General features: G+C 66.8%; 23 protein-coding genes and 1 other RNA gene. 11 read left to right on the top strand and 13 right to left on the bottom strand.

Going from position 1 to position 25169, the window contains the following annotated elements:
• Nucleotides 1–92 precede the first annotated feature (92 nt).
• Together dxs and H4W26_RS01220 are read left to right on the top strand one after the other, a co-directional pair.
• Nucleotides 93–2096 carry a 1-deoxy-D-xylulose-5-phosphate synthase gene (gene dxs, locus H4W26_RS01215; protein ID WP_192590371.1) on the top strand — a complete coding sequence of 668 codons (2004 nt, stop codon included), beginning with the start codon at nt 93–95 and terminating at the stop codon, nt 2094–2096.
• A gap of 2 nt (nt 2097–2098) precedes the next feature.
• Nucleotides 2099–2590, top strand: a complete 492-nt coding sequence (locus H4W26_RS01220) for a hypothetical protein (RefSeq protein WP_192590372.1) — start codon at nt 2099–2101, stop codon at nt 2588–2590.
• A 2-nt stretch (nt 2591–2592) separates the two neighbouring features.
• Here the strand turns inward: H4W26_RS01220 and H4W26_RS13605 are convergent, their stop codons facing one another.
• The 6 genes from H4W26_RS13605 to msrB form a co-directional block, all read right to left on the bottom strand.
• On the bottom strand, nt 2593–3036 hold the full coding sequence (locus tag H4W26_RS13605; RefSeq protein WP_225939549.1) for a Rieske (2Fe-2S) protein: 444 nt from the start codon (nt 3034–3036) through the stop codon (nt 2593–2595).
• Entirely contained in the window at nt 3033–5186 is a 2154-nt protein-coding gene (locus H4W26_RS01230; RefSeq protein WP_225939550.1) for a 3-hydroxyacyl-CoA dehydrogenase NAD-binding domain-containing protein, read from the bottom strand. Before H4W26_RS01230 ends, H4W26_RS13605 begins: the two co-directional genes overlap by 4 nt.
• Nucleotides 5187–5310: 124 nt before the next feature.
• Complete coding sequence (locus H4W26_RS01235; RefSeq protein ID WP_192591945.1) at nt 5311–6540, bottom strand: ribonuclease D; 1230 nt, start codon at nt 6538–6540, stop codon at nt 5311–5313.
• A 19-nt stretch (nt 6541–6559) separates the two neighbouring features.
• Nucleotides 6560–7261 carry a DUF3000 domain-containing protein gene (locus H4W26_RS01240; protein WP_318779730.1) on the bottom strand — a complete coding sequence of 234 codons (702 nt, stop codon included), beginning with the start codon at nt 7259–7261 and terminating at the stop codon, nt 6560–6562.
• A gap of 35 nt (nt 7262–7296) precedes the next feature.
• Entirely contained in the window at nt 7297–8355 is a 1059-nt protein-coding gene (locus H4W26_RS01245) for a threonine aldolase family protein (RefSeq protein WP_318779731.1), read from the bottom strand.
• 2 nt (nt 8356–8357) lie between these two features.
• Nucleotides 8358–8774: a peptide-methionine (R)-S-oxide reductase MsrB gene (gene msrB, locus H4W26_RS01250; protein WP_192590373.1), complete on the bottom strand. Its 417-nt coding sequence runs from the start codon at nt 8772–8774 to the stop codon at nt 8358–8360.
• A gap of 45 nt (nt 8775–8819) precedes the next feature.
• On the opposite strand from msrB, the gene H4W26_RS01255 reads away from it, so the two are divergent.
• Complete coding sequence (locus H4W26_RS01255) at nt 8820–10199, top strand: alpha/beta hydrolase family protein (RefSeq protein ID WP_192590374.1); 1380 nt, start codon at nt 8820–8822, stop codon at nt 10197–10199.
• On the opposite strand, the gene H4W26_RS01260 is transcribed toward H4W26_RS01255, so the two are convergent.
• The gene (locus H4W26_RS01260) at nt 10144–10650 is read right to left on the bottom strand and encodes a SufE family protein (RefSeq protein ID WP_192590375.1); all 507 of its coding nucleotides are present in this window, start codon (nt 10648–10650) and stop codon (nt 10144–10146) included. The two genes, H4W26_RS01255 and H4W26_RS01260, sit on opposite strands and share 56 nt — an antisense overlap.
• The gene (locus tag H4W26_RS01265) at nt 10647–11537 is read right to left on the bottom strand and encodes a sulfurtransferase (protein WP_192590376.1); all 891 of its coding nucleotides are present in this window, start codon (nt 11535–11537) and stop codon (nt 10647–10649) included. The genes H4W26_RS01260 and H4W26_RS01265 overlap by 4 nt, the downstream gene beginning before the upstream one ends.
• 180 nt (nt 11538–11717) lie before the next feature.
• Here H4W26_RS01265 and zapE point away from each other — a divergent pair, with 180 nt between their 5' ends.
• From zapE to H4W26_RS01285, 4 genes are all read left to right on the top strand, one after another.
• Entirely contained in the window at nt 11718–12773 is a 1056-nt protein-coding gene (gene zapE / locus H4W26_RS01270; protein ID WP_192590377.1) for a cell division protein ZapE, read from the top strand.
• Nucleotides 12774–12908: 135 nt separating this feature from the next.
• Nucleotides 12909–13832 carry a polyphosphate kinase 2 gene (gene ppk2, locus H4W26_RS01275; RefSeq protein WP_192590378.1) on the top strand — a complete coding sequence of 308 codons (924 nt, stop codon included), beginning with the start codon at nt 12909–12911 and terminating at the stop codon, nt 13830–13832.
• Between the two features lie 214 nt (nt 13833–14046).
• Nucleotides 14047–15507 (top strand): NADP-dependent phosphogluconate dehydrogenase, encoded by a 1461-nt coding sequence (gene gndA / locus H4W26_RS01280; protein WP_192590379.1) that lies wholly within the window; start codon nt 14047–14049, stop codon nt 15505–15507.
• 66 nt (nt 15508–15573) lie between these two features.
• Nucleotides 15574–16665 carry a nitronate monooxygenase gene (locus tag H4W26_RS01285; RefSeq protein WP_192590380.1) on the top strand — a complete coding sequence of 364 codons (1092 nt, stop codon included), beginning with the start codon at nt 15574–15576 and terminating at the stop codon, nt 16663–16665.
• 30 nt (nt 16666–16695) lie between these two features.
• Here H4W26_RS01285 and epsC read toward each other — a convergent pair whose 3' ends face one another.
• From epsC to msrA, 3 genes are all read right to left on the bottom strand, one after another.
• Nucleotides 16696–17283, bottom strand: coding sequence for a serine O-acetyltransferase EpsC (gene epsC / locus H4W26_RS01290; RefSeq protein ID WP_192590381.1), 588 nt, complete (start codon nt 17281–17283; stop codon nt 16696–16698).
• A 71-nt stretch (nt 17284–17354) separates the two neighbouring features.
• Nucleotides 17355–18290 carry a cysteine synthase A gene (gene cysK, locus H4W26_RS01295; protein WP_192590382.1) on the bottom strand — a complete coding sequence of 312 codons (936 nt, stop codon included), beginning with the start codon at nt 18288–18290 and terminating at the stop codon, nt 17355–17357.
• Nucleotides 18290–18844 carry a peptide-methionine (S)-S-oxide reductase MsrA gene (msrA, locus tag H4W26_RS01300; protein WP_192590383.1) on the bottom strand — a complete coding sequence of 185 codons (555 nt, stop codon included), beginning with the start codon at nt 18842–18844 and terminating at the stop codon, nt 18290–18292. Before msrA ends, cysK begins: the two co-directional genes overlap by 1 nt.
• Nucleotides 18845–18906: 62 nt before the next feature.
• Between msrA and H4W26_RS01305 the strand changes: the two genes are divergently transcribed.
• Both H4W26_RS01305 and H4W26_RS01310 read left to right on the top strand, forming a co-directional pair.
• The gene (locus H4W26_RS01305) at nt 18907–19794 is read left to right on the top strand and encodes a Nif3-like dinuclear metal center hexameric protein (protein WP_192590384.1); all 888 of its coding nucleotides are present in this window, start codon (nt 18907–18909) and stop codon (nt 19792–19794) included.
• Nucleotides 19795–19908: 114 nt separating this feature from the next.
• The gene (locus tag H4W26_RS01310; RefSeq protein WP_192590385.1) at nt 19909–20361 is read left to right on the top strand and encodes a reverse transcriptase-like protein; all 453 of its coding nucleotides are present in this window, start codon (nt 19909–19911) and stop codon (nt 20359–20361) included.
• Between the two features lie 6 nt (nt 20362–20367).
• Here H4W26_RS01310 and H4W26_RS01315 read toward each other — a convergent pair whose 3' ends face one another.
• Together H4W26_RS01315 and rnpB are read right to left on the bottom strand one after the other, a co-directional pair.
• The gene (locus tag H4W26_RS01315) at nt 20368–21867 is read right to left on the bottom strand and encodes a glyceraldehyde-3-phosphate dehydrogenase (RefSeq protein ID WP_192590386.1); all 1500 of its coding nucleotides are present in this window, start codon (nt 21865–21867) and stop codon (nt 20368–20370) included.
• A gap of 190 nt (nt 21868–22057) precedes the next feature.
• Nucleotides 22058–22465: RNase P RNA component class A (gene rnpB / locus H4W26_RS01320), an RNA gene on the bottom strand.
• A 94-nt stretch (nt 22466–22559) separates the two neighbouring features.
• Here rnpB and H4W26_RS01325 point away from each other — a divergent pair.
• Together H4W26_RS01325 and ettA are read left to right on the top strand one after the other, a co-directional pair.
• The gene (locus tag H4W26_RS01325) at nt 22560–23375 is read left to right on the top strand and encodes a YaaA family protein (protein ID WP_192590387.1); all 816 of its coding nucleotides are present in this window, start codon (nt 22560–22562) and stop codon (nt 23373–23375) included.
• 62 nt (nt 23376–23437) lie between these two features.
• Nucleotides 23438–25120, top strand: coding sequence for an energy-dependent translational throttle protein EttA (gene ettA / locus H4W26_RS01330; RefSeq protein ID WP_192590388.1), 1683 nt, complete (start codon nt 23438–23440; stop codon nt 25118–25120).
• Nucleotides 25121–25169 lie beyond the last annotated feature (49 nt).

A 25169-nucleotide genomic window follows, 5' to 3' on the forward strand; every position in this document is an offset into this window, starting at 1 on the left:
CCCCTTCCTCTGTCTCGCCCGTGCGTCTCACCTGCGCGTCACGCGCACGGGTGCACCCGGGCAAAGCGAACCGCGCGAGGTAGACTCGGTCCATGAGTATTCTGCAGACCATCACGTCTCCGCAGGAGCTGTCCAAGCTCACCGACGAGCAGATGGAGAGGCTCTCCGCGGAGATTCGGCAGTTCCTCATCGCCAATGTCTCCAAGACCGGCGGACACATGGGGCCGAACCTCGGCGTGGTCGAGCTGACGCTGGCGATCCACCGCGTCTTCGACTCACCACGTGACTCGATCATCTTCGACACCGGCCACCAGTCCTACGTGCACAAGCTCGTCACCGGACGTCAGGACTTCTCCACCCTGCGTCAGGCGGGCGGCATCGCCGGCTATCCGGACCGCTCCGAGTCGGTGCACGACATCGTCGAGTCCTCCCATGCGTCCTCCTCACTCTCCTGGGCGGACGGAATCTCCAAGGCCCGAGTGCTGGCGGGGGAGAGCGACCGCTGCGTCATCCCGGTGATCGGGGACGGTGCGCTGACCGGCGGCATGGCCTGGGAGGCGCTGAATAACATCGCTGCGGACAAGAACCGCCGGGTCGTCATCGTGGTCAACGACAACGGCCGCTCCTACGCTCCGACCGTGGGCGGACTCGCGAACCAGCTCGGCCGGCTGCGGCGTGGCTTCCTGGACAAGGTCCGCACACACCGCACCTACGAGACGGTGATGGACGGCACCAAGCACCGGCTGCAGAACGGCGGCCCGGTCGGTCAGATGGTCTACCGCAGCCTGCATGCTGCGAAGAAGGGTGCCAAGGACTTCTGGTCCCCGCAAGGGCTCTTCGAAGATCTTGGGATGAAGTACATCGGTCCGGTGGATGGTCATGACCAGGGTGCGCTGGAAGAGGCCCTCACGGACGCGAAGAACTATGGCGGCCCGGTGATCGTCCATGCACTCACCGAGAAGGGTCGCGGATATGCCCCGGCCCGCGCCGACGAGAATGATCAGTTCCACGCCGTCGGGGTGATCGATCCCGAGACCGGGGAGCCGGTGCACCGCGGGGGAGCCCGGTCCTGGACCTCCGTCTTCGAGGAGGAGATCACCGCGATCGCCGACGAGCGGGAGGACATCGTGGCGCTGACCGGTGCCATGACGATCCCCGTGGGCCTGCGCAGCCTGGCGCAGAAGCACCCTGAGCGGGTCTTCGACGTCGGCATCGCCGAGCAGCACGCACTGACCTCCGCGGCCGGTCTCGCCTTCGGCGGGCTCCACCCGGTCGTGGCGATCTATGCCACCTTCCTCAACCGCGCCTTCGACCAGCTGCTGATGGATGTCGCGCTGCACCGAGCCGGTGTCACCGTGGTCCTGGACCGGGCAGGCGTCACCGGACCCGACGGTCCCAGCCACCACGGCATGTGGGACCTGTCGCTGCTGCAGATCGTGCCTGGACTGCAGATCGCCGCTCCCCGTGACTCCACCCGACTTCGCGAAGAGCTCCGTGAGGCCGTCGCGGTCCACGACGCCCCCACCGTGCTGCGCTTCTCCAAGGGCTCGGTCAACGGAGAGATCGAGGCGCTCGAGCGCCTCGAGGACGGCGTGGACGTGCTGTGGCGCTCCACGACCAGCTCCGAGGCCGAGACGGCCTACTCCCACGACGTGCTCATCGTCTCCGTGGGAACGATGGCCGAGCTCTCCCTTGATGTCGCCCAACGGCTCTCCGATCAGGGCATCAGCGCGACCGTCGTCGACCCGCGCTGGGTGCTTCCGGTTCCGGAGTCAGTGGTCTCCCTGGCCGCTCGTCACCGCACCGTCATCTGCATCGAAGACGGGGTCAAGGCTGGCGGTGTGGGATCACGCATCCGGCAGAGCATGCGCGAGGCAGGCGTGGACACCGGCCTCAACGAAGTCGGTCTTCCGGTGGAGTTCCTCGCTCACGGCAGCCGCACCGAGGTGCTGGCTCGGGTCGGACTGACCGCGCAGCAGATCACCCAGGACGCCGTCGGCCAGGTGCTCGGCACCAAGGTTCCCTACGCACGTCCACTGCCGGGTGAGACCTTCCCCACCGGACAGATCCCCAGTCTCCGCATTCGAAAGGCCTGACCTTGCTCACCCTGTACCGCCGAGAAGAACAAGCCTGGACCTACCGCGAAGCATGGTTCGACGAGACCGCGCAGGAGTTCGTCATCCACCATGGAACGCTCGGCGCCAACGGCAAGATCACCGCCGAGAAGGCAGACTCCGAGGAAGCTGATCAGCTGCTGGAGAGCTTCCAGGCGCAGTGCCGCGAAGATGGCTTCGACGAGGCCCCGGCGGAATCGCTCACCGAACTTCGACTGATCTACCCGCTGAAGGCAGGGCAGCCCAGCTCCTCCGAGGCACGCAACGTCCAGACGGTGCATCGCGAGGTGCTTGCAGTGCTCGCCTGGCGTGGACTGGGTGCGCTCGGTGATCCAGAGGTGGAGGCTCAGGAGAGCGGGCACGCCAGCGTGATGCGGTTCTCCACCCTGCACCAGGGCAAGGCCCGCGATGCTGTGAAGTCCGCCGTCCGCGGCTCAGACGTGCCCGCCTCGAAGGTGGACCTGAAGCTCGGCTGAGGTCAGATCCGGACGCGCACCGTGTCCCCGCTGATCTCGGCGGGGTAGTTCGGCAGCGGGTCCCGGGCCGGACCACCCTCGGGCGCTCCGGTCTGCAGGTTGAACACCGAGCCGTGGCAGGGGCAGGCGTAGCGCTCCTGCTCGGCGGCCACCGCGCAGCCCTGATGCGTGCACACCGCAGAGAAGGCATGGACCGTGGCCTCCTCGCTGCGATGCAGCAGCAGCTGGGTCTCGCCGACGGCGACTTCGCGGCTCGTGCCGGTGGGCAGCTCGGCGGCAGGCAGGACGTCTGTCCAGGGCGCGTCGCTCGGCGGTGTCTCTGCGGCCGGACTCGAGGCAGACTCGCTCTCGGGACTCCCGCAGCCGCTCAGCGCCGCCGCCCCAGCGGCCGCGCCGAGCGCGGAGGTGTGCAGGAAGCGACGGCGACCGCAGGGAGGCTGAGTCATGCTCCGAACGTCCGTCCGTTCACCCGCTGGCTCGCGCCGACCTGGTCCAGGTACGGGGTGATGCCCCCGCGGTGCAGCGGCCAGCCGGCTCCGAGGATCATGCACAGATCGATGTCCTCGCGGGAGGTGACGACGCCCTCGTCGAGCATCATGGCGATCTCTTCGGCCAACGCGTCCTGCACGGTGGTCAGCAGCTCCTCGGCACTGCGCGGCGTGCTGCCCACACTCATCAGCTCACGGGTGCTGTCCTTGATATACGGCCTGCCGGCCTCGTCGCTGCTCCAGATCTCGGTGACCCCGGCATCGATGAGCCGCTGCAGGTTCGCCGACACGTGGAATCGCTCACCGAAGCTGCTGTGCAGCGACTCGGTCACATGCTGTGCCACCGGGATCCCGACCATGGCGAGCAGGGTGAACGGGCTCATCGGCAGCCCTATGGGCCGCAGTGCGGTGTCGGCGGTGGCGGCATCGGTGCCGTCGTCGAAGGCTCGCTGCACCTCCGCCATCAGGCGCAGGAGCACTCGGTTGACCACGAAAGCAGTGGAGTCGCTGGTGAGCACCGGAGTCTTGCGCAGGCCTGCCGCGAGCTGGAACGCCGTGGCGATGGGAACATCACCGGTCTGCGGTGCTCGTGCGATCTCGACCAGCGGCATGGCCGCCACCGGGTTGAAGAAGTGGAAGCCGATGACCCGTTCCGGATGCTCGAGGTCAGCGGCCATCTCGGTCACCGAGAGCGAGGAGGTGTTGGTCGCGAGGATGGTCTCGGCCGGCACGATCCGTTCGAGCTCTGCAAAGACCTGTTTCTTCACGCTGGTCTCCTCGAAGACCGCCTCGATCACGAAGTCCGCGTCGGCATAGACGGACTTGTCAGTGGACCCGGTGATCAGACCCTGGACCGCGGCCGCCTGCTCAGGATTGAGCTTCCCCTTCTCCGCGAGCCTGCCGATCTGTGACTCGATATGGGCAAGCCCCTTGTCCACCCGGGACTGGTCCACATCGGTGAGCACCACGGGGACCTTCAGCTGCTGCGCGAAGACCATGGCCAGCTGGCAGGCCATGAGACCGGCGCCGACGACGCCGACCTTGGCGATGCTGCGGGGAGCCGCCTCGGGGACTCCCGCGGGTCGCTTGGCACGCTTCTGCAGCAGGCCAAGGAAGGAGTACACCGTGTTGCGGAACTCGTCAGTGAGCATCAGCTCACCGAGCGCGGCGCACTCGGCCTCGCGGCTCTGCTCGCGGCTGCGCTCCGGCACTCGGCGGAAGAGCTCGAGGGCGCGCAGCGGGGCAGGAGCGGTGTCTCCCAGCTTGGCGGCGACGGTGCGCTCGGCGGTCGTGATCGCCCGTTCCCAGGCCTCGGGGGTGTCGTCGTGGCTGCGGTGGGTGGCCAGCGCGTCGGTGGTGGCGGGGTCTGCGCTGATGATGCGCGCTGCGTAGTCCAGGCTCTGCGTCTCGAAGTTCTCAGCGTCCAGGAGCTGATCGGCGATGCCCAGTGAATAGACGGTGTCTCCGGTGAGAGTGCGGTTGCTGCTCAGCGCGTTGGAGAAGATGACCTGGGCCGCCGCCTCGGGGCCGATGAGGCGCGGCAGTCGGTACACGCCGCCCCAGCCCGGAACCAGCCTGAGGAAGGCCTCGGGCAGGCCGATGCCCTTGGCCGCAGTGGACACGGTGCGGTGGTGGGCCGCCAGCGCGATCTCCAGCCCACCGCCGAGGGCGGTGCCGTTGATGAACGCGAAGCTGGGGACGGGGAAGTCCTCCAGAAGTCGGTAGGCCTGGTGTCCCAGGTCCGCCATCGCGTAGGAGTGATCTGAGGAGTCCACGCGCTCTGCGGCGCCCAGGTCGGCTCCGGCGGCCAGCACTCCTGGCTTGCCGATCACGCCCACTCCCGTGATCTCACCGGCGCGAGCCCGCGGCAGCGCGGCGGCGAGCGTCTCGCCAAACTCGATGAGGCTGCTCGGGCCCAGAGTGGACGGCCGCTTGGGATGGTCATTGTCCAACCTGATGAGCAGGAACGTGCCCGCGCCATGGGGAAGCTCGACGTCCTCGACCCGACTGTGTGTGATGACTTCGTCGCCGAAGACCGAGGCCAGCTCGGTGAACCTGGAGAAGTCCAGGGCGTCTTCCGGGATGTCGTGGGCGTTCGCTGCTGCCATGTCATGGCCTCCGTGACGTGAGGGGGAGCGCGGGCATCCCGCGCCTCGGATGAGTCTCAGCTCACATACTACCCGCGGGTAACCACAGGGGGAACCGAGTCGACTGCAGCCGTCGGGACGAGCCTCAGAAGGCGTCCAGCGGCTCCGGATCCAACATCGCCACGGTCACGATGGCGGCGCACTGAGCAATCTGCCATTCCCGGGCCCCGAGCTCACGCAGCGCAGCGCTGACGCCGTCCAGGTCGATGACCTCAGGCGGGGTCCAGCACAGCTGTTTGAGCACCGCAGGAGTCAACAGCGTCTCCGGCATGAGGTCGAGCTCGTCGGCGTGGTGGGTGAGCCAGTCACGAGCGGTTCGGTAGCGCCGGAACGCCAGCGGATTGCGATCCTTCCAGGCCCGGGGCGGAGGCGGTCCCGCGGCTCGGCGATGGGCGGGAGGCAGATCTTCGTCCCTGCTCCCTGACTCGATCGCGCGCAGCCATTTCGGAGCTTCCCGCTTGGCGGCGCGCCCATGGAAACCACGGACGCCGAGCAGCTGGGGAACCGTGCGCGGCATGGCATCCGCGGCCGCGACCAGCGCAGAATCCGGCAGGATGTGACCGGGGGAGACGTCTTTGGACTCCGCCATGCTTTCCCGAGCAGCCCAGAGTTCACGCAGCACCGCAAGCTTGCGCGGGGACTTCAGCTTGTTGACCCCAGAGGCCTTGCGCCACCGTTCGCTGCGCGGCATGGTGACCGGCCGGTGGGTGCGCAGATGTTCAAACTCCTCCTGCGCCCAGTCGAGCTTTCCCTGCTCTTCCAGCAGGTCGAGCAGCCGCTGGCGCAGCGGGATCAGCAGGTCGACGTCGAGCGCGGCATAGCGCAGCCAGTCCTGGGGAAGCGGCCGCTTGGACCAGTCGGCAGCTGAATGCTCCTTGGCCAGGCGCACCTCGAGCAGGGACTCGACCACGGCGCCCAGACTGACCCGGGGAAGTCCGCTCAGCCGAGCGGCGAGCTCCGTGTCGAAGAGGCGGTGCGGGTGCATGCCGAGCTCGGCCAGGCAGGGAAGGTCCTGGGTGGCGGCATGCAGGATCCACTCGACATCCTGGAGAGCCTCCTGCACCGGGGCGAGCGTGGTGAAGGGCTCAGGGTCGATCAGCCATATGCCGGAGCCTTCGCGCTTGAGCTGGACCAGAAAGGCCCGCTGACCATAGCGGAAGCCCGAGGCGCGCTCGGCGTCCACCGCCACCGGGCCGGTGCCCTCGGCCAGCGCCTCGGCGCAGCGCTGCAGCCCACGCTCGGTGTCGATGACGAAGGGGACCCCGTCCTCGGGCTCGGTCAGCAGCGGCGGCGGGCCCGATTCGGGGGCGTCCATCGAGGTGTCCGACACGTCGTCAGCTCCTCCTGATATGTGGCAGGGCGATCACTCCATCGGGCAGCGGCGGCAGCCCGGCGAAGGAGCAGACCATATCTGCCCACGCCTGCAGGTGCGATCCGAACCTCGGCCCGGTGGGGCTCCAGGAGGCGCGGAGTTCGACGTCGTTGCTGGGCTGACGGTTCTCCATGCTCCCGAAGCTCTCGGAAAGTATGCGGGTGGCGGTGCCGCCCGCATGACTGTACTCCACACCGTGCTGGGCCAGGGAATCGCAGAGCCAGGTCCAGGCGACTGAACCTAGAAGCGGGTCGTTGCCCATCTCAGCATCGAGCTCGGCGCGGATGTAGATCACGACCCTGAAGGTCCCGCCCCAGGCCTGCTGTCCGGCGGGGTCGTGGAGCAGGATGAAGCGTCCGGTGGCGAGGATCTCGGGGTCTTCTGGCTGCGGCCGCAGCCTGCTCGCCGGGTGGGACCCGAGCGTGGAGATGCTCGGCGTCTGAACCTCGGCGCGCAGCGCCACCGCGTAGGGCGCCAGCTTGGAGGGGGCAGGCACCTCGGCCACATGGGCCTCAGCCCGTGGCGACGATCGACGGAGCTCACCGAGTGCGTGCAGGAACGTCTCGGGGAGCCCTTCGAGGCCAGAGGTCCCGCGTGGGTCGCTCGGGCCGGTGCGGGTCGCCCCGGGCTGGTCGGGTCCTGAGATGGGACCGAATGCTGTCACGACCCAAGACTAGAAACCGCAGTCAGCCTGACGTGCTAGGCGCGCCGCGCGCACTCCAGGAGGGCCTCGATCTCGGCGTCGCTGGTGTGCCAGGAGCACATGATGCGCAGCACCGGATTGCCGCTGGCCGCGGTGTCCCAGACGTGGACCAGATAGCGCTGCCGAATCGCGTCGGCGACGGCGGCGGGCACCTCCGGGAAGGTGGCGTTGACCTCGGTGGGGCGCGAGAGCGTGACTCCCTCGACCTCGCTCAGCGCGCGGCCCAGTGTGGCGGCCTGTGCATTGGCGTGGGAGGCGTTGCGTCGCCACAGATCGGTGCCGAAGAGCTCCAGCAGCTGAGCCGAGACGTAGCGCTGCTTGCTGGCGAGCTGCATCGAGTACTTCTGGATGTAGTCCGTGCCGCGAACCCGGTCTGGATCGATGACCACCACGGCCTCGGCCGCCATGGCGCCGTTCTTGGTCCCGCCGAGACTGACGACGTCGACCCCTGCCTCGGTGGTGATCTCACCCAGCGAGCAGCCCAGCGCGGCGGCGGCGTTGGAGATCCGCGCACCGTCCATGTGCACCCCGAGCCCGTGACCATGCGCCGCGGCGGCGATGGAGGAGATCTCCTCAGGCGTGTACACCGTGCCGAGCTCCGTGGACTGGGTCAGTGTCACGGCCAGCGGCTGCGCCGCGTGGACGAATCCGAGGTTCTTCATCTCCGCCTCGACATCGGCGGCGCTGAGCTTGCCGCTGAGCGTAGGTCGCGGCAACAGCTTCAGGGAGCCCACATGCTCGGGAGCGGCGCCTTCGTCATTGTTGACATGCGCCTGCAGTGAGCAGATCGCGGCCCCCCAGCGGGGAAGCAGAGCCTGCAGCGCGACCACGTTGGCGCCGGTGCCGTTGAACACCGGCAGGATCTCGGCCCGGGAGCCGAAGATCTCCTTGGTGACCTCGCGCAGCTCGGCCGTGACCGAATCGGCCCCGTAGGGCAGTGCCGAATCGGGATTGACCCGGCTCAGCGCCTGAAGGATCTCCGGCGAGACGCCGGCCACGTTGTCCGAGGCGAAGGAGGCGTCGAGAACCTGGGCGGGTGCATCTGTGACTGTCACGCTCAGCCCTCTTCGCTCGGGTGGAAGTCCATCGAGATGGAGTTGATGCAGTAGCGCTGATCCGTGGGGGTGTCGAATCCCTCACCGGTGAAGAGATGCCCGAGATGGGAGTCGCAGGAGCCGCAGCGCACCTCGACGCGCTCCATGCCCATCGAGACGTCCCGCAGATAGCGGATGTTCGCGTCCGCAGCGGGCTCGAAGAAGCTCGGCCAGCCGCAGCGGGAGTCGAACTTCTCGGTCGAGGTGAACAGGGCTGCGCCGCAGGCCCGGCAGGAGTACATCCCCGCGGCCTTGTTGTCCCAGTACTCGCCCGTGTAGGCACGTTCGGTGCCGCCTTCGCGCAGGACCTGGAATTCCTGCGGACTGAGCTTCTCGCGCCACTGGTCGTCGGAGGGTCCCGGAAGTTGATTCTCACTCATGTCTCTATCTCATCATGATCCGAGTGCCCGCGTAAGCTGAGCGTCATGAAGTCCAGGCTGAAAGAGCACAGTCCACGGGCCGCACCCGCGGGTTCCGTCATGCGAAGCGTGCGTCCGTGGTGGAGTCGGCGGGAATCGGCCGCGAAGACCACGCATCGGGCGCCTACTCCCTGGGTCCGCGCGGTGACCTTGGGCGCCGGCACCGGACTGGCAGCGGGCATGACGCTGGCCGCCGCTGCCTCCGGACTCGCCGGGTACTTCGCCCGGACCGTGGTGACTCCGGTGCGAGAACGCGCGGAGGATCTTCAGATCCTGGCGGTCACCCGCGGACCCGAAGGTGATGAGGTGATCCTTCCCATCACCGCGGAGACGGTGGTGGATGGCACCTACGGTCTGTTCTTCCACGGGGGACGATCGCTGGCGCGGATCGGACCGATCTCCGCGCTGGAGCCCAAGGGCGGCACCGTGACACGGCCGGTGGAGAAGGTCTATGGCGGAGATCTCCGCACCGCTGTCCGTGGCTGGTGGACCTCCGTGGTCTACCTGAACCCGAGTCACGCCGGCTTTGAAAGCGAAGAAGTGGTCATCACCCTGCCGGGCGGACCCTCGCCGGCCTGGCATGTCCCTCCCCAGCCTCGTGCTGCGGGCCGGCCCGAGGGCGAAGAGCTGCCACTGGCCGGGCGCAATATCTGGGCCATCGGGGTCCACGGTCGCGGCAGCAACCGCACGGAGGGGATCCGCGCCCTGACAGCCACCTCGGCGCTGGGCATCGACACGCTGCTGATCTCCTACCGCAATGACGGCGAAGCCCCCGACGCCTCCGATGGACGCTATGGACTCGGCGTCACCGAGTGGGAGGACGTGGAGGCGGCGATCGAGTATGCGCTGGAACGCGGCGCGCAGGACATCGTCCTGCTGGGCTGGTCCATGGGGGGTGCGATCTCTCTGCAGGTCGCCGACCGGTCACGGTTCGCCGAGCACATCCGCGCCCTGGTGCTCACCGGCCCGGTCATCGACTGGATGGACGTGCTCGCCTACCAGGCCCGCGCGAACCGGATCCCGTCTGCGGTGGGGAGACTGGGTCAGTGGTTCATCTCCAATTCCGGCGGGCGGCGAGTCACCGGCCTGGCCGCGCCGGTGGATCTGCAGGCGATGAACTGGATCGACCGCGCTGACCAGCTGCGCCACCACGTGCTGATCATGCACAGCGTCGATGACAACATCGTGCCCTACGGGCCCTCCCGGGATCTCGCCCGGAAGAACTCGAAGGTCAGCTATGTCTCCTTCGCGCAGGCCCGCCACGTCAAGGAATGGAACCACGACCCGCAGCGCTGGGACGCCACAATGGTCGAATGGCTCACCGACCTCTTCAGCCGGCCTGCCCCGGGGCAGTCTCGGCCAGGTGAGCCCGGATATTACGCTTGATCCGGCCCAGCATCGCCGTCATCCCACGCAGGCGCAGCGGAGTGATCGCCCGAGCCAGACCCAGTCGCTCGGAGAGATCATCGGGCACACCGAGGATCTGGGTGTAGCTCAGCCCGCTGAGCCCTTCGTGCAGGATCGCGGCGAATCCGCGGGTGGTCGGGGCCTCAGGGGGTGCCGCGAAGAACAGCTCGGCCGTTCCGGCGGCGTCGTCGTACTCCACCGTGAGGAACAGCGGCGACTGACACTCCACCACCTCTTCCATCTGGTCGTAGCTGCCGGCGTAGCGCTCGGGAAGATCCGGGAGCTCCCGGGAGAACTCCAGCAGCATCTCCAGCTTCTGCCGCTCCTCGAGCTCGGCGAACTCTTCGATCACCTCGGCCAGCTGTTCGGGCAGCTCCGAGGGCTCGGAGTCGGCGCTTGCCGCCCTGCGTTCTGGATCCGTCGTGCTCATCGGGTGGGCGCCTCTCCGGGCTGATCACCCGTGGTGATCGGCAGCCGCACGGCGTTGCCCCATTCGGTCCAGGAACCGTCGTAGTTGCGCACGTTGTCATAGCCCAGTAGGTGCTGCAGCACGAACCAGGTGTGCGAGGACCGTTCACCGATCCGGCAATAGGCGATCACCTCATCGGCGGCGCCCAGCCCGGCCTGCTCGGTGTAGATCTCTTCGAGCTCGGCCCGGGACCGGAAGGTGCCGTCCTCGTTCGCCGCCTTGGCCCATGGCACTGAGGCGGCTGAAGGGATGTGACCGCCGCGCATCGCGCCCTCCTGCTCGTAACCCTCCATATGGGTGCGCTCCCCGGAGTACTCCAGCGGTGAACGCACGTCCACCAGGGGTTTGCCGAAATGCTCCAGCACGTCCTCGCGGAAGGCGCGGAAGGTCGAATCGTCGCGGACCGCGGGGGCGGGGTACTCGGCGGGAGCGGCCGGAGTCGGCTCCGTGGTGAGCTCGCGCTCCTCGGAGACCCACTTCTGCCGACCGCCGTCCATCAGGCGCAGGTCTGCATGGCCGAAGAGGGTGAAGACCCAGAGTGCGTAGGCGGCCCACCAGTTGGACTTGTCGCCGTAGAAGACGATGGTGGTCTCGGGGGTGATCCCCTTCGAGGCCGCGAAGTCGGCGAACTGCGCAGGGCCGAGGAAGTCACGGGTGACCGAGTCGTTCAGATCGGTGTGCCAGTCAATCTTCTGTGCCCCGGGGATATGTCCGGTCTCGTAGAGCAGGACGTCCTCGTTGGACTCCAGCAGGACCACGCTCGGATCATCTTTGTGCTGCGCCACCCAGTCTGTGGAGACCAGGGACTCGGGGTGGGCGTACTGGGAGAAGTCTTTCGCTTCGGTCATGGTGTGCAGAACCTTCCTTCATATGTTCGTCGATGCCGGCAGGTGTGCAGGACGCCGCGACCCGGCTCGGTCGCTTCCGGCGCGGCCGTGACAGCCGACCGTCAGGACGCCGCGGCGTGGGTCTGTCTCCAGGATAGGGAATCGGCGGGTCAAACGAAGAGTCGTAGGTAGAGTGGTGACATGCCGACCAATGTCACTCCGCTGAGCCAGCGGACCCCCCAGCTCGGAGTGGGTCAGCTGCTCGAAGGTCTGAAGCCCTCCTTCCGGTTCTCCGAGGTGTCCTTCGACTCGTACATCCCCGACCCCGCACACCCTTCACAGGAGAAGGCGGTCACCGCGCTGCGCGAGTTCGCCGCCACTGCCGGACGCAAGACTGCCGCAGGGGGATTCTGGGGAAAGCTCTTCGGTCGCGGCGCAGCCGGCGCGCAGGAGCCTGCCGGGATCTACCTCGACGGCGGCTTCGGCGTGGGCAAGACGCACCTGCTGGCCTCGCTCTATCACGCGGTCGAGGGTCAGCGCGCCTTCGGCACCTTCGTGGAGTACACGAACCTCGTCGGTGCCCTGTCCTTCCGGCGCACCGTGGACGTGCTCAGTGACTACACCCTGGTCTGCATCGACGAGTTCGAGCTTGACGACCCGGGCGACACGGTGCTGATGTCGCGGCTCATGCGTGAGCTCGCCGACGCCGGAGTGAAGCTCGCGGCCACCTCGAACACGCTGCCCGGGTCACTCGGGGAGGGTCGGTTCGCCGCCGCAGACTTCCAGCGCGAGATCCAGGTGCTGGCGGACCAGTTCACCGTCATCAAGGTTGACGGCGAGGACTACCGCCACCGTGGACTCCCCGAGGCGCCGGCCCCGCTGAGCAGCGGAGAGCTCGAAGACTTCGCCGCCGAGCACTACCCGGAGGCCGCGATCGCGGTGGATGACTTCGGCCCACTGTGCGAGCGGATGACCAGCGTGCACCCCAGCCGGTATCGCCAGCTCGTGGATGACGTCGATGTGCTGGTGCTCAAGGACGTGGAGACCATCGAGGCACAGGCGCTGGCGCTGCGCTTCGTGGTGCTCGCCGACCGCCTCTATGACCAGGATGTGAAGATCGTCGCCTCGGGCGTGCCCTTCGACAAGCTCTTCACCGAAGAGATGATGTCCGGCGGATACATGAAGAAGTACCACCGCACCGTGTCCCGGCTGACTGCACTGGCCCGCGCCGGTCAGATGGGCGAGGAGACGCTGTAGCGATCGGCTTGAAGAGCCTGTTCGACTCACAGCTGGCGTCCAGGTTCTGCCCGAACAGTTAACAGACCAGTTAACGGCGTGTTCACGCACCTCTGCTTGGCTGGGGCGAGCCGAATCTCGAGAAAGGCTGTTCTGATGAATGATCCGATCTTTCAGGTCGACGGTACGGCGCGCAAGAATCTCCGCGAGTTCATCGACGAGCTGCGCGACGGCGGGTACACGGTCCAGGACGGTCACACCCCAGACCCGGATCTGATCGACCCGCAGGGCCGCGCCGTGGAGACCTGGCATGAGAACTACCCCTACGCCGAGCGGCTCGGTCGAGATGTCTATGAGATCGAGAAGTACCACCTGCAGGTGGAGCTGCTGAAGTTCCAGTACTGGGCCGAGGACTACGGGCTCAAGCATGTGCTGGTCTTTGAAGGACGTGACGCCGCGGGCAAGGGCGGCACGATCAAGCGCTTCACCGAGCATCTGAACCCGCGCACGGCGCGCGTGGTGGCGCTGAACCGCCCTTCGGACAGGGAACTCGGACAGTGGTACTTCCAACGCTACGTGGACCATCTGCCCACCGCCGGGGAGATGGTGCTCTTCGACCGGTCCTGGTACAACCGGGCCGGGGTGGAGCGCGTCATGGGCTTCTCCTCGGAGCAGGAGTACGAGGTGTTCATGCGGCAGGCTCCGCAGTTCGAGCAGATGCTCGTCGACGCCGGCATCCACCTGACGAAGTTCTGGTTCTCTGTCACGCAGCAGGAGCAGCGCACCCGCTTCGCCATTCGGCAGATCGACCCCGTCCGGCAGTGGAAGCTCTCTCCCATGGACCTGGAGTCTCTCGACCGCTGGGAGGACTACACCGAGGCGAAGGAAGAGATGTTCCGGCGCACGGACACCGACCACGCGCCGTGGATGACGATCAAGTCCAATGACAAGAAGCGTGCCCGGCTCAACGCGATGCGGTGTTTCCTCTCCCAGTTCGAATACGAGGGCAAGGACCACGAGATCGTGGGGGAACCCGACCCGCTGATCGTCCGCCGCGGCCGCGACGCCGTGGGCGACTGATACCCGCATCGCCGGGCAACGGGCCTGCCCGGGGTCGAAGCGGTAGAGTGAATGTGCTCGCCACGCGAACATCGAGGTTCACGATGGCGGGATTCCATGTCAGCCGAGCGAGCGCACCGCGCCTCGCAGACGTGGGCGGGACTCGCGACACTGCAGCGCCCACCCTGCCTGGATGGGAAGAGACTGTCTGTTTGACCTCGACGAAGGAGAATGCATGAGTGCCCACATCGGAGTGACCGGCCTAGCCGTGATGGGAGCCAACCTGGCTCGCAATCTGGCTCGAAACGGCTACACCGTAGCCCTGCACAATCGCTCTGCATCGCGCACCGACGCGCTCCTTCAGGCCCACGGCAGCGAGGGCGAATTCATCCGCACCGGGACGCTCGCCGAACTGGTGGAGTCCCTTGAGCGCCCCCGCCGAGTCCTGATCATGGTCAAGGCCGGCGCCCCCGTGGATGCTGTCATCGAGGATCTCGTCCCGCTGCTGGACGAGGGTGACATCATCATCGACGGCGGAAACTCCTTCTTCGAAGAGACCCGCCGCCGCGAGGAGACTCTGCGCGCCAAGGGTCTGCACTTCGTCGGCGTGGGCGTCTCCGGCGGTGAGGAGGGTGCCCTGAACGGGCCCTCCATCATGCCCGGCGGCTCCCGCGAGTCCTACGACTCCCTGGGCCCGATGCTTGAGACGATCTCCGCCAAGTACAACGGTGAACCATGCTGCACCTGGATCGGCACCGATGGTGCCGGGCACTACGTCAAGATGGTCCACAACGGCATCGAATACGCCGACATGCAGGTCATCGGTGAAGCCTTCGATCTGATGCGCTCCCTGGCCGGAATCGAGCCGCGCGAGCAGGCCGGCGTCTTCCGTGAGTGGAACACCACCGATCTCGCCTCTTACCTGATCGAGATCACCGCCGAGGTCCTCGAGCAGGAGGATGAGACCACAGGCCACCCGCTCGTGGACGTCGTGGTCGACTCCGCCGGACAGAAGGGCACAGGACGCTGGACGGCGATCTCCGGACTGGAGGTCGGCTCCCCGGTGACGGCCATCGCTGAGTCCGTCTTCGCACGATCCATCTCCTCGCAGCGAGAGCTGCGCGCGGTCACCAACGCCACCTTCAGCGCAGGCATCGATGAGACGCTCTCCGCCCAGGAGAAGTACGGCAGTGCGGAGGACCGCCAGGACTTCGTCGAAGATGTCCGCCGCGCGCTCTACGCCTCCAAACTGGTCGCCTACGCGCAGGGCCTGGACATGCTGGTCGCCGCCGGCGAGGAGTTCGGCTGGGAGCTGGACCTCAAGGCCATCGCGTCGCTCTGGCGGGCCGGGTGCATCATCCGCGCCGATCTGCTGGACACCATCATGAAGGCCTACGACGCCCCCCGCGAGGAGCAGCCGAAGAACCTGCTGCTCGCCCCGGAGTTCAACGAAGCGATCAACGAGTGCCTCCCCGCCTGGCGCCGCGTCGTGGCCGCCGCCGCGACCTACGGCGTGCCGGCACCGGTGTTCTCCTCCTCGCTGGCCTATTACGACAGCCTGCGCCGCGATCGCCTGCCAGCGGCGTTGACCCAGGGTCTGCGTGACTACTTCGGTGCGCACACCTACCAGCGGGTGGACAAGGAAGGGACCTTCCACACCCAGTGGTCGGGTGACCGCGGCGAGATCGAGGCCTGAACCTCTGCTGGGCAGAAGGGTTCCCGCGCGACGGGGTCGGTTCGCTGACCTGCTCGCGGTGAACCCATGATCCTGCCCGCCACAGGCCTGCTGGCCCAGCTGGGTGCCGCCTCTCCACTGGTGGCGGCACCCATGGCCGGCGGGCCGAGCCGACCCGAGCTGGTACTTGCAGCCTCCCGAGCCGGAGGACTGGGGTTCCTTGCGGGCGGATACAAGAACGCCGCACAGCTTCAGGCGCAGATCAGCGCGGTGCAGTCTGAGACCTCGCTGTTCGGAGTCAACCTCTTCGTGCCGAACCCCGTCCCCGTGAGCCGCCAAGACTTCGCGCGGTACCGCTCGGAGCTTCAACGGTGGATCAGGCAGTACGTGGACCGGGCGCATGACGCGGAAGAGACGTCTGACCGCGCGCATGTGGCTGAGGTGGCCCTGCCGATTGATGCCCGGGTCGACGACGACGCCTGGGACGAAAAGCTCGCGCTGCTGGAGGAACAGCCGGTCCCGGTGGTGTGCCTGACCTTCGGACTCCCCGCCGAGCAGGACATGCGACGCCTACAGGCCACTGGTGCCACGGTGGTGGTCACGGTCACCGATGCCAGCGAGGCCGCACGTGCCCAGGCAGCCGGGGCCGACGGGCTGATCGTCCAGTCCACCGCGGCCGGAGGGCATCACGGAAGCTGGACTCCGGTGCGCAAACCAGAGCAGGTCAGTCTGCGGCAGCTTCTGGCGAATGTCCGTGTCCGCAGCGATCTGCCGCTCTGGGCCGCAGGGGGACTGTCCACGCCAGAGGCCGTGCACGCCGTGCTGGCACATGGCGCGGAGGCTGCTGCGGTGGGCACCGTGCTGCTGCGTTCGGGTGAAAGCGGTGCCCAGGTCGCGCACCAACAGGCGCTGGCGGAGGCGAGTCCGGAACTTTCGACCGTGGTGACCACGGCCTTCTCCGGGCGGCCGGCGCGCGCCCTGCCCAATGCTTTCACCGCCGATCTCACGGCCCAGGCACCATTGGGCTTTCCCGCGCTGCATCACCTGACGGCGTCGTTGCGTCGTGCCTTTGCCGAGGTCGGAGATCCGGAGGGTCTCAATCTGTGGGCCGGCACCGGGTTCGCCGAGGCTCGCCAGGAGCCGGCAGAGGTGATCCTGCGTCGGCTTGCGGGGCAGTGACGCCGCTCAGATCAACGGCAGCAGGGCCGCTCAGATGAACAGTGCCGGATCCAGCGCGTACTCTGCCGGATCGACGTGTGGCTTCTTCTCGGCCACGCCTCGCTGACGCGCCTTGGCCGGGATGCCGGTGAGGATCGAGTCCGGCGGTGAGGACTTCACCACCACGGCGTTTGCACCTACGGCAGAGCCCGCCCCGATCTCCACCGGTCCGATGACTTTCGCTCCGGCGCCCACCACGACTCCATCGCGCAGCGTCGGATGTCGTTTGGTGTGCTCCAGGGACCGGCCACCCAGGGTGACGCCCTGGTAGAGCATGCAGTCGTCGCCGATCTCAGCGGTCTCACCGATCACCACGCCCATTCCGTGGTCGATGAAGAATCGCCGGCCGATCTGGGCCCCGGGATGGATCTCTATTCCTGTGAGCCCGCGGGTGAACTGGGAGAGCACCCGCGCCGGCGTCTTGAGGCCGTCGTGGCGCCACATGCGGTGTGCCACCCGATGGGACCACACCGCATGCAGGCCCGAGTAGACGAGGACGACTTCGGCGGAGCTGCGGGCCGCAGGGTCGTGTTCACGCGCAGCCTTGATGTCCTCGCGCAGACGCTTCAGTAGGCCCAAGGGGTCATCACCTTTCGGGGTAGATCAGAGGGGATGCACGCCGGAGCGCGGCGTGGCGGTGCAGGCCGAGATCAGCCGCGGATGTCTTCGTAGAGCAGCGTGGAGATGTATCGCTCCCCGAAGTCGCAGGCGATGGTCACGATGAGCTTGTCGCGGTTCTCCTCGCGGGAGGCCAGCTCCAGTGCGGCCGCGATGTTCGCGCCGGTGGAGATGCCACCCAGGATTCCCTCCTGCATTCCCAGGTCCCGCGCCATCGTGACGGCCTTCTCGAGGTTCGCCTGATAGACCTCGTCATAGATCTCCTGGTCCAGGATGTCCGGGACGAAGTTCGGACCGATGCCCTGGATCTTGTGCGGCCCCGCCTTGCCGCCGGAGAGGATGGGGGAGTCCTCGGGCTCGACCGCTACCAGGTGGATTCCGGGCTTGTACTCCTTGAGCCGACGACCGGCACCTGTGATCGTGCCGCCGGTGCCGATGCCGGCGATGAAGATGTCGACCTCGCCGTCGGTGTCGCGCCAGATCTCTTCTCCGGTGGTCCGATAGTGCGCCGCAGGGTTCGCCTCATTGGCGAACTGTCGGGCCCAGATGGAGTTCTCGGTCTCCTCGACGATGGACTTGGCGCGCTCCACGGCGCCGCGCATGCCCTCAGCTCCGGGAGTCAGGACGATCTCGGCGCCATAGGCGCGCAGCATCACTCGACGCTCGGTGGACATGGTCTCCGGCATGGTCAGCACCACCCGGTATCCACGCGCGGCTCCGACCATCGCCAGCGCGATTCCGGTGTTGCCGGAGGTGCCCTCCACAATGGTCCCGCCGGGCTTGAGCATTCCCGAGGCTTCAGCGGCGTCGACGATGGCAGCACCGATGCGGTCCTTGATGGAGCTCGCCGGCGAGTAGAACTCGAGCTTCACGGCGATGTTGCCGGGCAGGTCTGCTCCCAGGCGGTTGAGCCGCACGAGGGGAGTGTTGCCGACTGCCTGGGTGATGTCGTCAAGAATCTTGGCCATTAGTGGGTGGACCTTTCTTCCTCGGGTTTCAACCATGAAGCATAGTCTCTGCGGAGCTTCGCGACCTTGGGGTCGATGATGACCTGACAGTATCCGACTTCGGGTCGACGGGAGTGGAAGTCCTGGTGGACCTCCTCGGCCTCGTACACCGGTCCCAACGGTTCCAGGGTCGTCACGATGGGCTGATCGAAGGAGTCCTGCGCGCGTTGGATGGCGGCGGCGAACTCCTCATGCTCGTCCTCGGTGGAGTAGAACATCGCGGAACGGTACTGGGTGCCCACGTCGTAGCCCTGGCGGTTCAAGGTCGTCGGGTCGTGGCTGGAGAAGAAGACGTCGTGGAGCACCTGGTCGGGGAGCACGGCGGGGTCGTAGCTGATCTCCACCGCCTCGGCATGTCCGGTGCCTCCCGAGGCCACGGCCTCGTAGACGGCGGGGCCGGTGCCTCCGGTGTAGACGCTGCGGACAGAGTGGACCCCGCTGAGCCTGCGCGCCACGGAATCCAGGCACCAGAAGCAGCCTGCGGCGAGGACCACGGTCTTGAGTGAGTTCTCCATGACAGGCACAACCTTCCGTGTGCCGCGCTGTATTCCTGAGCAGTTCCCTGTAGAACTGAGTCATGTCCTCGAGCCCAGTCCCGCGTCCGGTTCAGTCCTCCACCGGCGGCCCGGCGCCGCTGCTCGAGGAGGTGCTCAGCATCGCGGAGGAGCTGTGGCCTCAGGCGCTGGCGGAATCCTGGGATGCCGTGGGTCTGGTCACCGGTCGCCGCGACCGTTCGGTGCGGCGCATCCACTTCGCTGTGGACCCTGTGCAGGCTGTGGTGACCGAGGCCTGCACGAGTGGGGCCGATCTGCTGATCACTCATCACCCCTTGCTGCTGCGCGGGGTGCATTCGGTGGAGGCGGGACACTTCAAAGGCGGACTGGTCCACGATCTCATCGAGGCCGGCTGTGCGCTGCTGAGCGCCCACACGAATTCTGACTCTGCGATGGGGGGAGTCAACGACGTCCTCGCCGGTCTTCTGGGGGTCCAGGACACGGAGCCGCTGCGCCCTGCCGAGGCAGGGCTTGCCGCCGAGGGCCTGGGACGCATCGGCACCCTCGCTGCCCCCGTCACTCTCTCCGACTTCGCCTCCACGGTCTTCTCGGTCCTGCCGTCGGTGGCGGGAGGCGTGCGAGTCGCCGGGGACAGGGATGCCCTGGTCCAGCGCGTCGCGCTGTGCGGAGGTGCCGGCGATTCACTGCTGGACGCGGCGGTGCGGGCCCAGGCAGATGTCTTCCTGACTGCCGACCTGCGTCATCACCCAGCCTCTGAGGCGCGCGAGGCCGCCGCCCAGCAGCGCCCCTATCTGATCGACGTCTCTCACTTTGCCTCCGAATGGCTGTGGCTGCCGGCGGCGGCGGAGGCGCTGGACCGCGCGCTGAACGATCGCGGCTACGATGTTGAGGTCGTGGTCAGCGGCATCAACACCGATCCTTGGGACTTCGTCCTGACCCCGGGGCACTGACTTCAGTCCCCACCCCGGTGGCGTCAGTCCTGACCCCGGCACACCGACACTCGCCCCGAACCGGGGCGGGAAACAGTCCGCCAGCAAACAGCAGTCCATGAAGGTGCGTGAGCCATGACCACTCTGTTCGTCGAGGCCGACGGCGGAAGCCGCGGCAATCCAGGCATCGCCGGCTCCGGGGCCCTGGTCCGAAATGAACAGGGCCAGATCCTGGCGACCAAAGCCACCCCGCTGGGGAAGGCGAGCAACAACGTCGCCGAGTACACCGGGCTCATAGAAGGTCTGCGGCTCGCACGTGACCTGGACCCGGAGGCCTTCGTGGAGGTCAGACTGGACTCCAAGCTCGTGGTGGAGCAGATGAGCGGACGCTGGAAGATCAAGCACGAGGACATGAAGCGCCTTGCCGCCGAGGCCGCCACCATCCTGCCGCCTCTGCAGGTCCGGTACACCTGGATCCCGCGCAAGGACAACGGCGACGCCGACGCCCTCAGCAATGAAGCAATGGACGCCTGCGCCGCCGGTGTCGAGTGGGATCCCAGCAGAAGTCGTATCCGACCGCAGGGCTGATCTGCCCTAGGTCGCCGGCAGTGCGGCTCCGTTGCTCGACGCGAGGTGTCCCGGTTCCACCTTGGGGTACTTGACCGGGGCGCTGTTGGTCATATGCTCCAGCACTCGGACCACCTGCGCGGAGTAGCCGAACTCGTTGTCGTACCAGACATAGAGGATGGCTTGGCGGCCGTTGACGATGGTCGCGAGTCCATCGACGATGCCGGCGGCTCGGGTGCCGACGAAGTCGGTGGAGACCACCTCAGCGGAATCGATGTAGTCCACCTGCTTGTGCAGGGAGCCTTCGAGGGACTCGCGACGCAGGAATCGGTTGAGCTCATCCTTGGTCGTCTCTCGGTCCAGCTCGAGGTTCAGGATCGCCATGGAGACATCGGGCGTGGGCACGCGGATGGCATTGCCCGAGAGCCTGCCGCTCAGACGCGGGAGCGCCTTGGCCACTGCCTTCGCGGCGCCGGTCTCTGTCAGCACCATGTTCAGCGCCGCCGAACGGCCCCGGCGTTCGCCGGAGTGGAAGTTGTCGATCAGGTTCTGGTCATTGGTGTAGGAATGCACGGTCTCCACGTGACCGTGATCGATGCCGTAGGCGTCGTCCATCAGCTTCGCCACCGGGGTGATCGCGTTGGTGGTGCACGAGGCGGCCGAGATGATCTGGTCCTCCGCGCCGATCTGCTCGTGGTTGACCCCGAAGACGATGTTCTTCAGCTCGCCCTTGCCCGGAGCGGTCAGTAGAACTCGTGAGACGCCCTTGGCACGCAGATGCTGGCTCAGCCCTTCTTCATCGCGCCACCGGCCCGTGTTGTCGACGACCACCGCATCCGAGATCCCGTGGGCGGTGTAATCCACCGCGGCGGGATCGGAGGCATAGATGACCTTGATGAACGTGCCGTTGGCGATGATCGCCTGATTCTCCTGATCGACTCTGATCGAGCCTTCGAAGGGACCGTGGACTGAGTCGCGGCGCAGCAGAGAGGCGCGTTTGGCGAGGTCATCGGCTCCGCCTTGGCGCACCACGATGGCGCGCAGCCGCAGCCCCGAGGCCGAGGAGGCTGTTCCGACGATGATGCGGGCAAGCAGTCGTCCGATTCTGCCGAAGCCGTAGAGGACGATGTCGCGGGGTGCCGCCAGACCAACACCTGCGCGTCCGATCACCTCGGCAAGCTCCTCGCGCAGGAAGGAGTCGAGATCGCCTGTGGAGGCGTGGGCGGAGGTCCGATAGCGAGCGTGCAGACGGGCGATGTCGATGCTCGAGGCGCCGAGGTCCAGCGTGGTGAGCGCCCGGACCAGCGGAAGCGTCTGGGACACGGGCAGTTCAGTCTCGTCGACCTGGCGGGCGAAGCGATGGGCCTTGAGGATGTCGATGGCTGACCGGTTCACCAGCCGGCGTCCGTAGATCCCGGTGACGACATTGTTGTCACGATAGAGCCGGCCGATGAGCGGAATCATGGCCTCCGCCTGAGACTCTCGGTCTATCCAGCTGCGCAGGTGCTGTTCTGCTTCAGTGGGCATGTTCAGATGTGTCCTCACGTTTAAGACGTCATTGTCTAGTCGGACCCATCGGGTGATTCGCGCGCGAACTCGCGCCATGCCGGCTTCACGCCATGCGGGGGAACACGCCGATGTGTCCGTGAGCGAGTCTAGCCGAACGCTGCGGACAGGGCAGGGGAGGAGCACGAGGAGGCGGAGCGTGCCGGGAGAGGGGACGGGTCGGTCGATAAGCCGGGTTCTGTCCGGCGAGTGTGATTGCTCACCTGCCGGGACCATCATCCATCTGGGCCTCGTGTTGCCACGGACCTCGAGCGATCAACCCGGATGCTCAGGCGGGCAGCCTTCAAACACATCCTGTTCGACCTTGCACCGGATGGGGTTTGCCGAGCCACCTCAGTCACCTGAGGCGCTGGTGGTCTCTTACACCACCGTTTCACCCTTACCAGCGGCATCGAGTGCCGCTGGCGGTCTCTTTTCTGTGGCACTGGCCTGCGGGTTTCCCCGAGTGGGCGTTACCCACCATCCTGCCCTGTGGAGCCCGGACTTTCCTCGGCGCGCAGACAGTTATCCGCTGTGAACAGCGGGCCGCAGTCTGGGCCGCGATGGTCTGACCGACCCGTCCCGGCTCATCATCCTACGGGATCAGCGCCGATTCGCCACGGAGCTGACTCCGGCTGACGCGTCCCTGTCCACGGCGTTGCTAGCCTTGATCGGTGTTGATCTTCCTCCCGCCTTCTGAAGGCAAGACGCCCCCGCAAGACAGCAGCGCGCCGCCGGTGGACCCGGAGCGCCTGGCCCTGCCCGAGCTGGCCGAGGAGCGCCGCGCAGTCATGCGCGCGCTGGTTGAACTCAGCGGAACCGAGGTCGCACAGGAGACGTTGAACGTGGGCGCCCGGATCATGGGCGAGGTGCGAGCGAACACCGAATTGTTCAGTGCGCCCACCGCTCCCGCGCATGAGGTCTACACCGGTGTGCTCTACGAAGCCCTGGACGCCGGCTCGCTGGATCCGCAGCAGCTGACACGCGCACGGCGCGACGTGCTCGTCTTCTCGGGTCTGTTCGGGCTGACATCGCTGACGGACCGGATTCCAGCGTATCGACTCTCCATGGGGGTGACGCTGAACGGCTCAGGGACCGAACAGGGCCCGGGAGCTGTCCGTGCGCGGACGCGCCCTGGGCGCCTGGGCAGCTTCTGGAAGGACGCGCTGAAGGCCCCGCTCGACATCCTGGTGGGAGAACAGCTCGTGGTCGATGCCCGCTCCAGCTCGTACGCGCAGGTCTATCGCCCCGCACCCGAGCAGACACTGGTGGTGAACAGCGTCACCGAGCGTGACGGCACGCGCAAGGTCGTCACGCATTTCGCGAAGCACGCCCGAGGACTGCTCGCCGGGATGCTGCTGAGGGCCCCGGAGGCTGAGAGAGCAGAGTTCGGCGTGGAGGACGTGGCCGAGCTGGCGTCGCAGCGCTGGCGCGTGGAGCTGCGCGGCGCCACCGGTCGCAGCCCGCATCAGCTGGATCTGATCAGCTGAGTCGGTCTGCGCGATAGTGGTCCATTAGCAGAATCTCTGCTCCGCCGACTAGCCTGGACACCATGGCAGAGTTTATTTACACCATGGTCAGTGCCCGCAAGAAGGTGGGCGACAAGGTCATCCTCGACGACGTCACGATGTCGTTCTATCCAGGTGCGAAGATCGGCGTGCTGGGTCCGAACGGTGCGGGCAAATCGACGATCCTGAAGATCATGGCAGGGCTCGATGAGCCCTCCAATGGCGAGGCCCGGCTCTCTCCGGGCTACTCGGTGGGCATCCTGATGCAGGAGCCCGCCCTGAATGAGGACAAGAGCGTCCTCGGCAACGTACAAGAGGGCGTCGGTGAGATCTACGAGAAGCTGCAGCGCTTCAACCAGATCTCTGAGGAGATGGCGAACCCGGATGCGGACTTCGATGCCCTGATGGGTGAGATGGGCAAGCTCCAGGAGGCGATCGACGCCGCCAACGCCTGGGACCTGGATTCCCAGCTCGAGCAGGCGATGGACGCCCTGCGCTGCCCACCCCCGGAGGCGGACGTCAGCGTCCTCTCCGGTGGTGAGCGACGCCGCGTGGCCCTGTGCAAGCTGCTCCTCTCCAAGCCCGACCTGCTGCTGCTCGATGAGCCCACGAACCACCTCGACGCCGAGTCGGTGCTGTGGCTTGAGCAGCATCTCGCGGCCTATGAGGGCGCTGTCCTCGCCGTGACCCATGATCGCTACTTCCTGGATCACGTGGCGGAGTGGATCTGCGAGGTCGACCGCGGTCGGCTGTACCCCTATGAGGGCAACTACTCCACCTACCTGGAGAAGAAGCAGGCCCGCCTGAAGGTTCAGGGCAAGAAAGACATCAAGATGGCCAAGCGACTCTCCGAAGAGCTGGAGTGGGTGCGCTCCAACGCCAAGGGCCGCCAGACCAAGTCCAAGGCCCGCCTGAACCGCTACGAGGAGATGGCCGCCGAGGCCGAGCGCACGAAGAAGCTGGACTTCGATGAGATTCAGATCCCACCAGGTCCGCGCCTGGGTACACAGGTCATCGAGGCCGAGAACCTGCAGAAGGGCTTCGGCGACCGTCAGCTGATCGAGGGGCTGTCCTTCTCGTTGCCGCGCAACGGCATCGTCGGCGTCATCGGTCCCAACGGCGTCGGCAAGTCCACGCTGTTCAAGACCATCGTGGGCATGGAAGAGCTCGACGGCGGCAAGCTCGCCGTGGGCGACTCGGTGAAGCTCTCATACGTCGACCAGTCCCGTGCGGGCATCGACGCCGAGAAGAGCCTCTGGGAGGTCGTCTCCGATGGACTCGACTTCATCCACGTCGGTGCCGTGGAGATGTCGTCACGTGCCTATGTCTCCGCCTTCGGCTTCAAGGGCCCCGACCAGCAGAAGAAGGCAGGAGTGCTCTCCGGCGGCGAGCGCAACCGTTTGAACCTCGCGCTGACGCTGAAGCAGGGCGGAAACCTGTTGCTGCTCGATGAGCCCACGAACGACCTCGACGTCGAGACGCTGGGCTCACTGGAGAACGCCCTGCTGGAGTTCCCCGGCTGCGCTGTCGTGATCTCGCACGACCGCTGGTTCCTCGACCGCGTCGCCACGCACATCCTCGCCTGGGAGGGCTCCGATGAGGACCCCGCGAACTGGTACTGGTTCGAGGGCAACTTCGAGTCCTACGAGGCGAACAAGGTCGAGCGTCTCGGCGCTGACGCTGCGCGTCCGCACCGTGTCACGCACCGCAAGCTCACGCGCGACTGAGACGTTACGCCGCAGAAGCCAAGGCCCGCCCGCGTTCACGATGCAGGCG

It is taken from the genome of Nesterenkonia halotolerans (assembly GCF_014874065.1).
In the GTDB taxonomy this organism is placed as follows: domain Bacteria; phylum Actinomycetota; class Actinomycetes; order Actinomycetales; family Micrococcaceae; genus Nesterenkonia; species Nesterenkonia halotolerans.

Excerpts from the sequence above, each read along its gene's own strand:
- H4W26_RS01255 (WP_192590374.1), top strand. The coding sequence starts at position 8,820 with ATGAAGTCCAGGCTGAAAGAGCACAGTCCACGGGCCGCACCCGCGGGT.
- H4W26_RS01310 (WP_192590385.1), top strand. The coding sequence starts at position 19,909 with ATGACCACTCTGTTCGTCGAGGCCGACGGCGGAAGCCGCGGCAATCCA.
- dxs (WP_192590371.1), top strand. The coding sequence starts at position 93 with ATGAGTATTCTGCAGACCATCACGTCTCCGCAGGAGCTGTCCAAGCTC.
- H4W26_RS13605 (WP_225939549.1), bottom strand. The coding sequence starts at position 3,036 with ATGACTCAGCCTCCCTGCGGTCGCCGTCGCTTCCTGCACACCTCCGCG.
- msrB (WP_192590373.1), bottom strand. The coding sequence starts at position 8,774 with ATGAGTGAGAATCAACTTCCGGGACCCTCCGACGACCAGTGGCGCGAG.
- H4W26_RS01260 (WP_192590375.1), bottom strand. The coding sequence starts at position 10,650 with ATGAGCACGACGGATCCAGAACGCAGGGCGGCAAGCGCCGACTCCGAG.
- H4W26_RS01305 (WP_192590384.1), top strand. The coding sequence starts at position 18,907 with ATGTCCTCGAGCCCAGTCCCGCGTCCGGTTCAGTCCTCCACCGGCGGC.
- msrA (WP_192590383.1), bottom strand. The coding sequence starts at position 18,844 with ATGGAGAACTCACTCAAGACCGTGGTCCTCGCCGCAGGCTGCTTCTGG.
- H4W26_RS01285 (WP_192590380.1), top strand. The coding sequence starts at position 15,574 with ATGATCCTGCCCGCCACAGGCCTGCTGGCCCAGCTGGGTGCCGCCTCT.
- H4W26_RS01230 (WP_225939550.1), bottom strand. The coding sequence starts at position 5,186 with ATGGCAGCAGCGAACGCCCACGACATCCCGGAAGACGCCCTGGACTTC.
- gndA (WP_192590379.1), top strand. The coding sequence starts at position 14,047 with ATGAGTGCCCACATCGGAGTGACCGGCCTAGCCGTGATGGGAGCCAAC.
- H4W26_RS01235 (WP_192591945.1), bottom strand. The coding sequence starts at position 6,540 with ATGGACGCCCCCGAATCGGGCCCGCCGCCGCTGCTGACCGAGCCCGAG.
- ppk2 (WP_192590378.1), top strand. The coding sequence starts at position 12,909 with ATGAATGATCCGATCTTTCAGGTCGACGGTACGGCGCGCAAGAATCTC.
- cysK (WP_192590382.1), bottom strand. The coding sequence starts at position 18,290 with ATGGCCAAGATTCTTGACGACATCACCCAGGCAGTCGGCAACACTCCC.
- H4W26_RS01315 (WP_192590386.1), bottom strand. The coding sequence starts at position 21,867 with ATGCCCACTGAAGCAGAACAGCACCTGCGCAGCTGGATAGACCGAGAG.
- zapE (WP_192590377.1), top strand. The coding sequence starts at position 11,718 with ATGCCGACCAATGTCACTCCGCTGAGCCAGCGGACCCCCCAGCTCGGA.
- ettA (WP_192590388.1), top strand. The coding sequence starts at position 23,438 with ATGGCAGAGTTTATTTACACCATGGTCAGTGCCCGCAAGAAGGTGGGC.
- H4W26_RS01265 (WP_192590376.1), bottom strand. The coding sequence starts at position 11,537 with ATGACCGAAGCGAAAGACTTCTCCCAGTACGCCCACCCCGAGTCCCTG.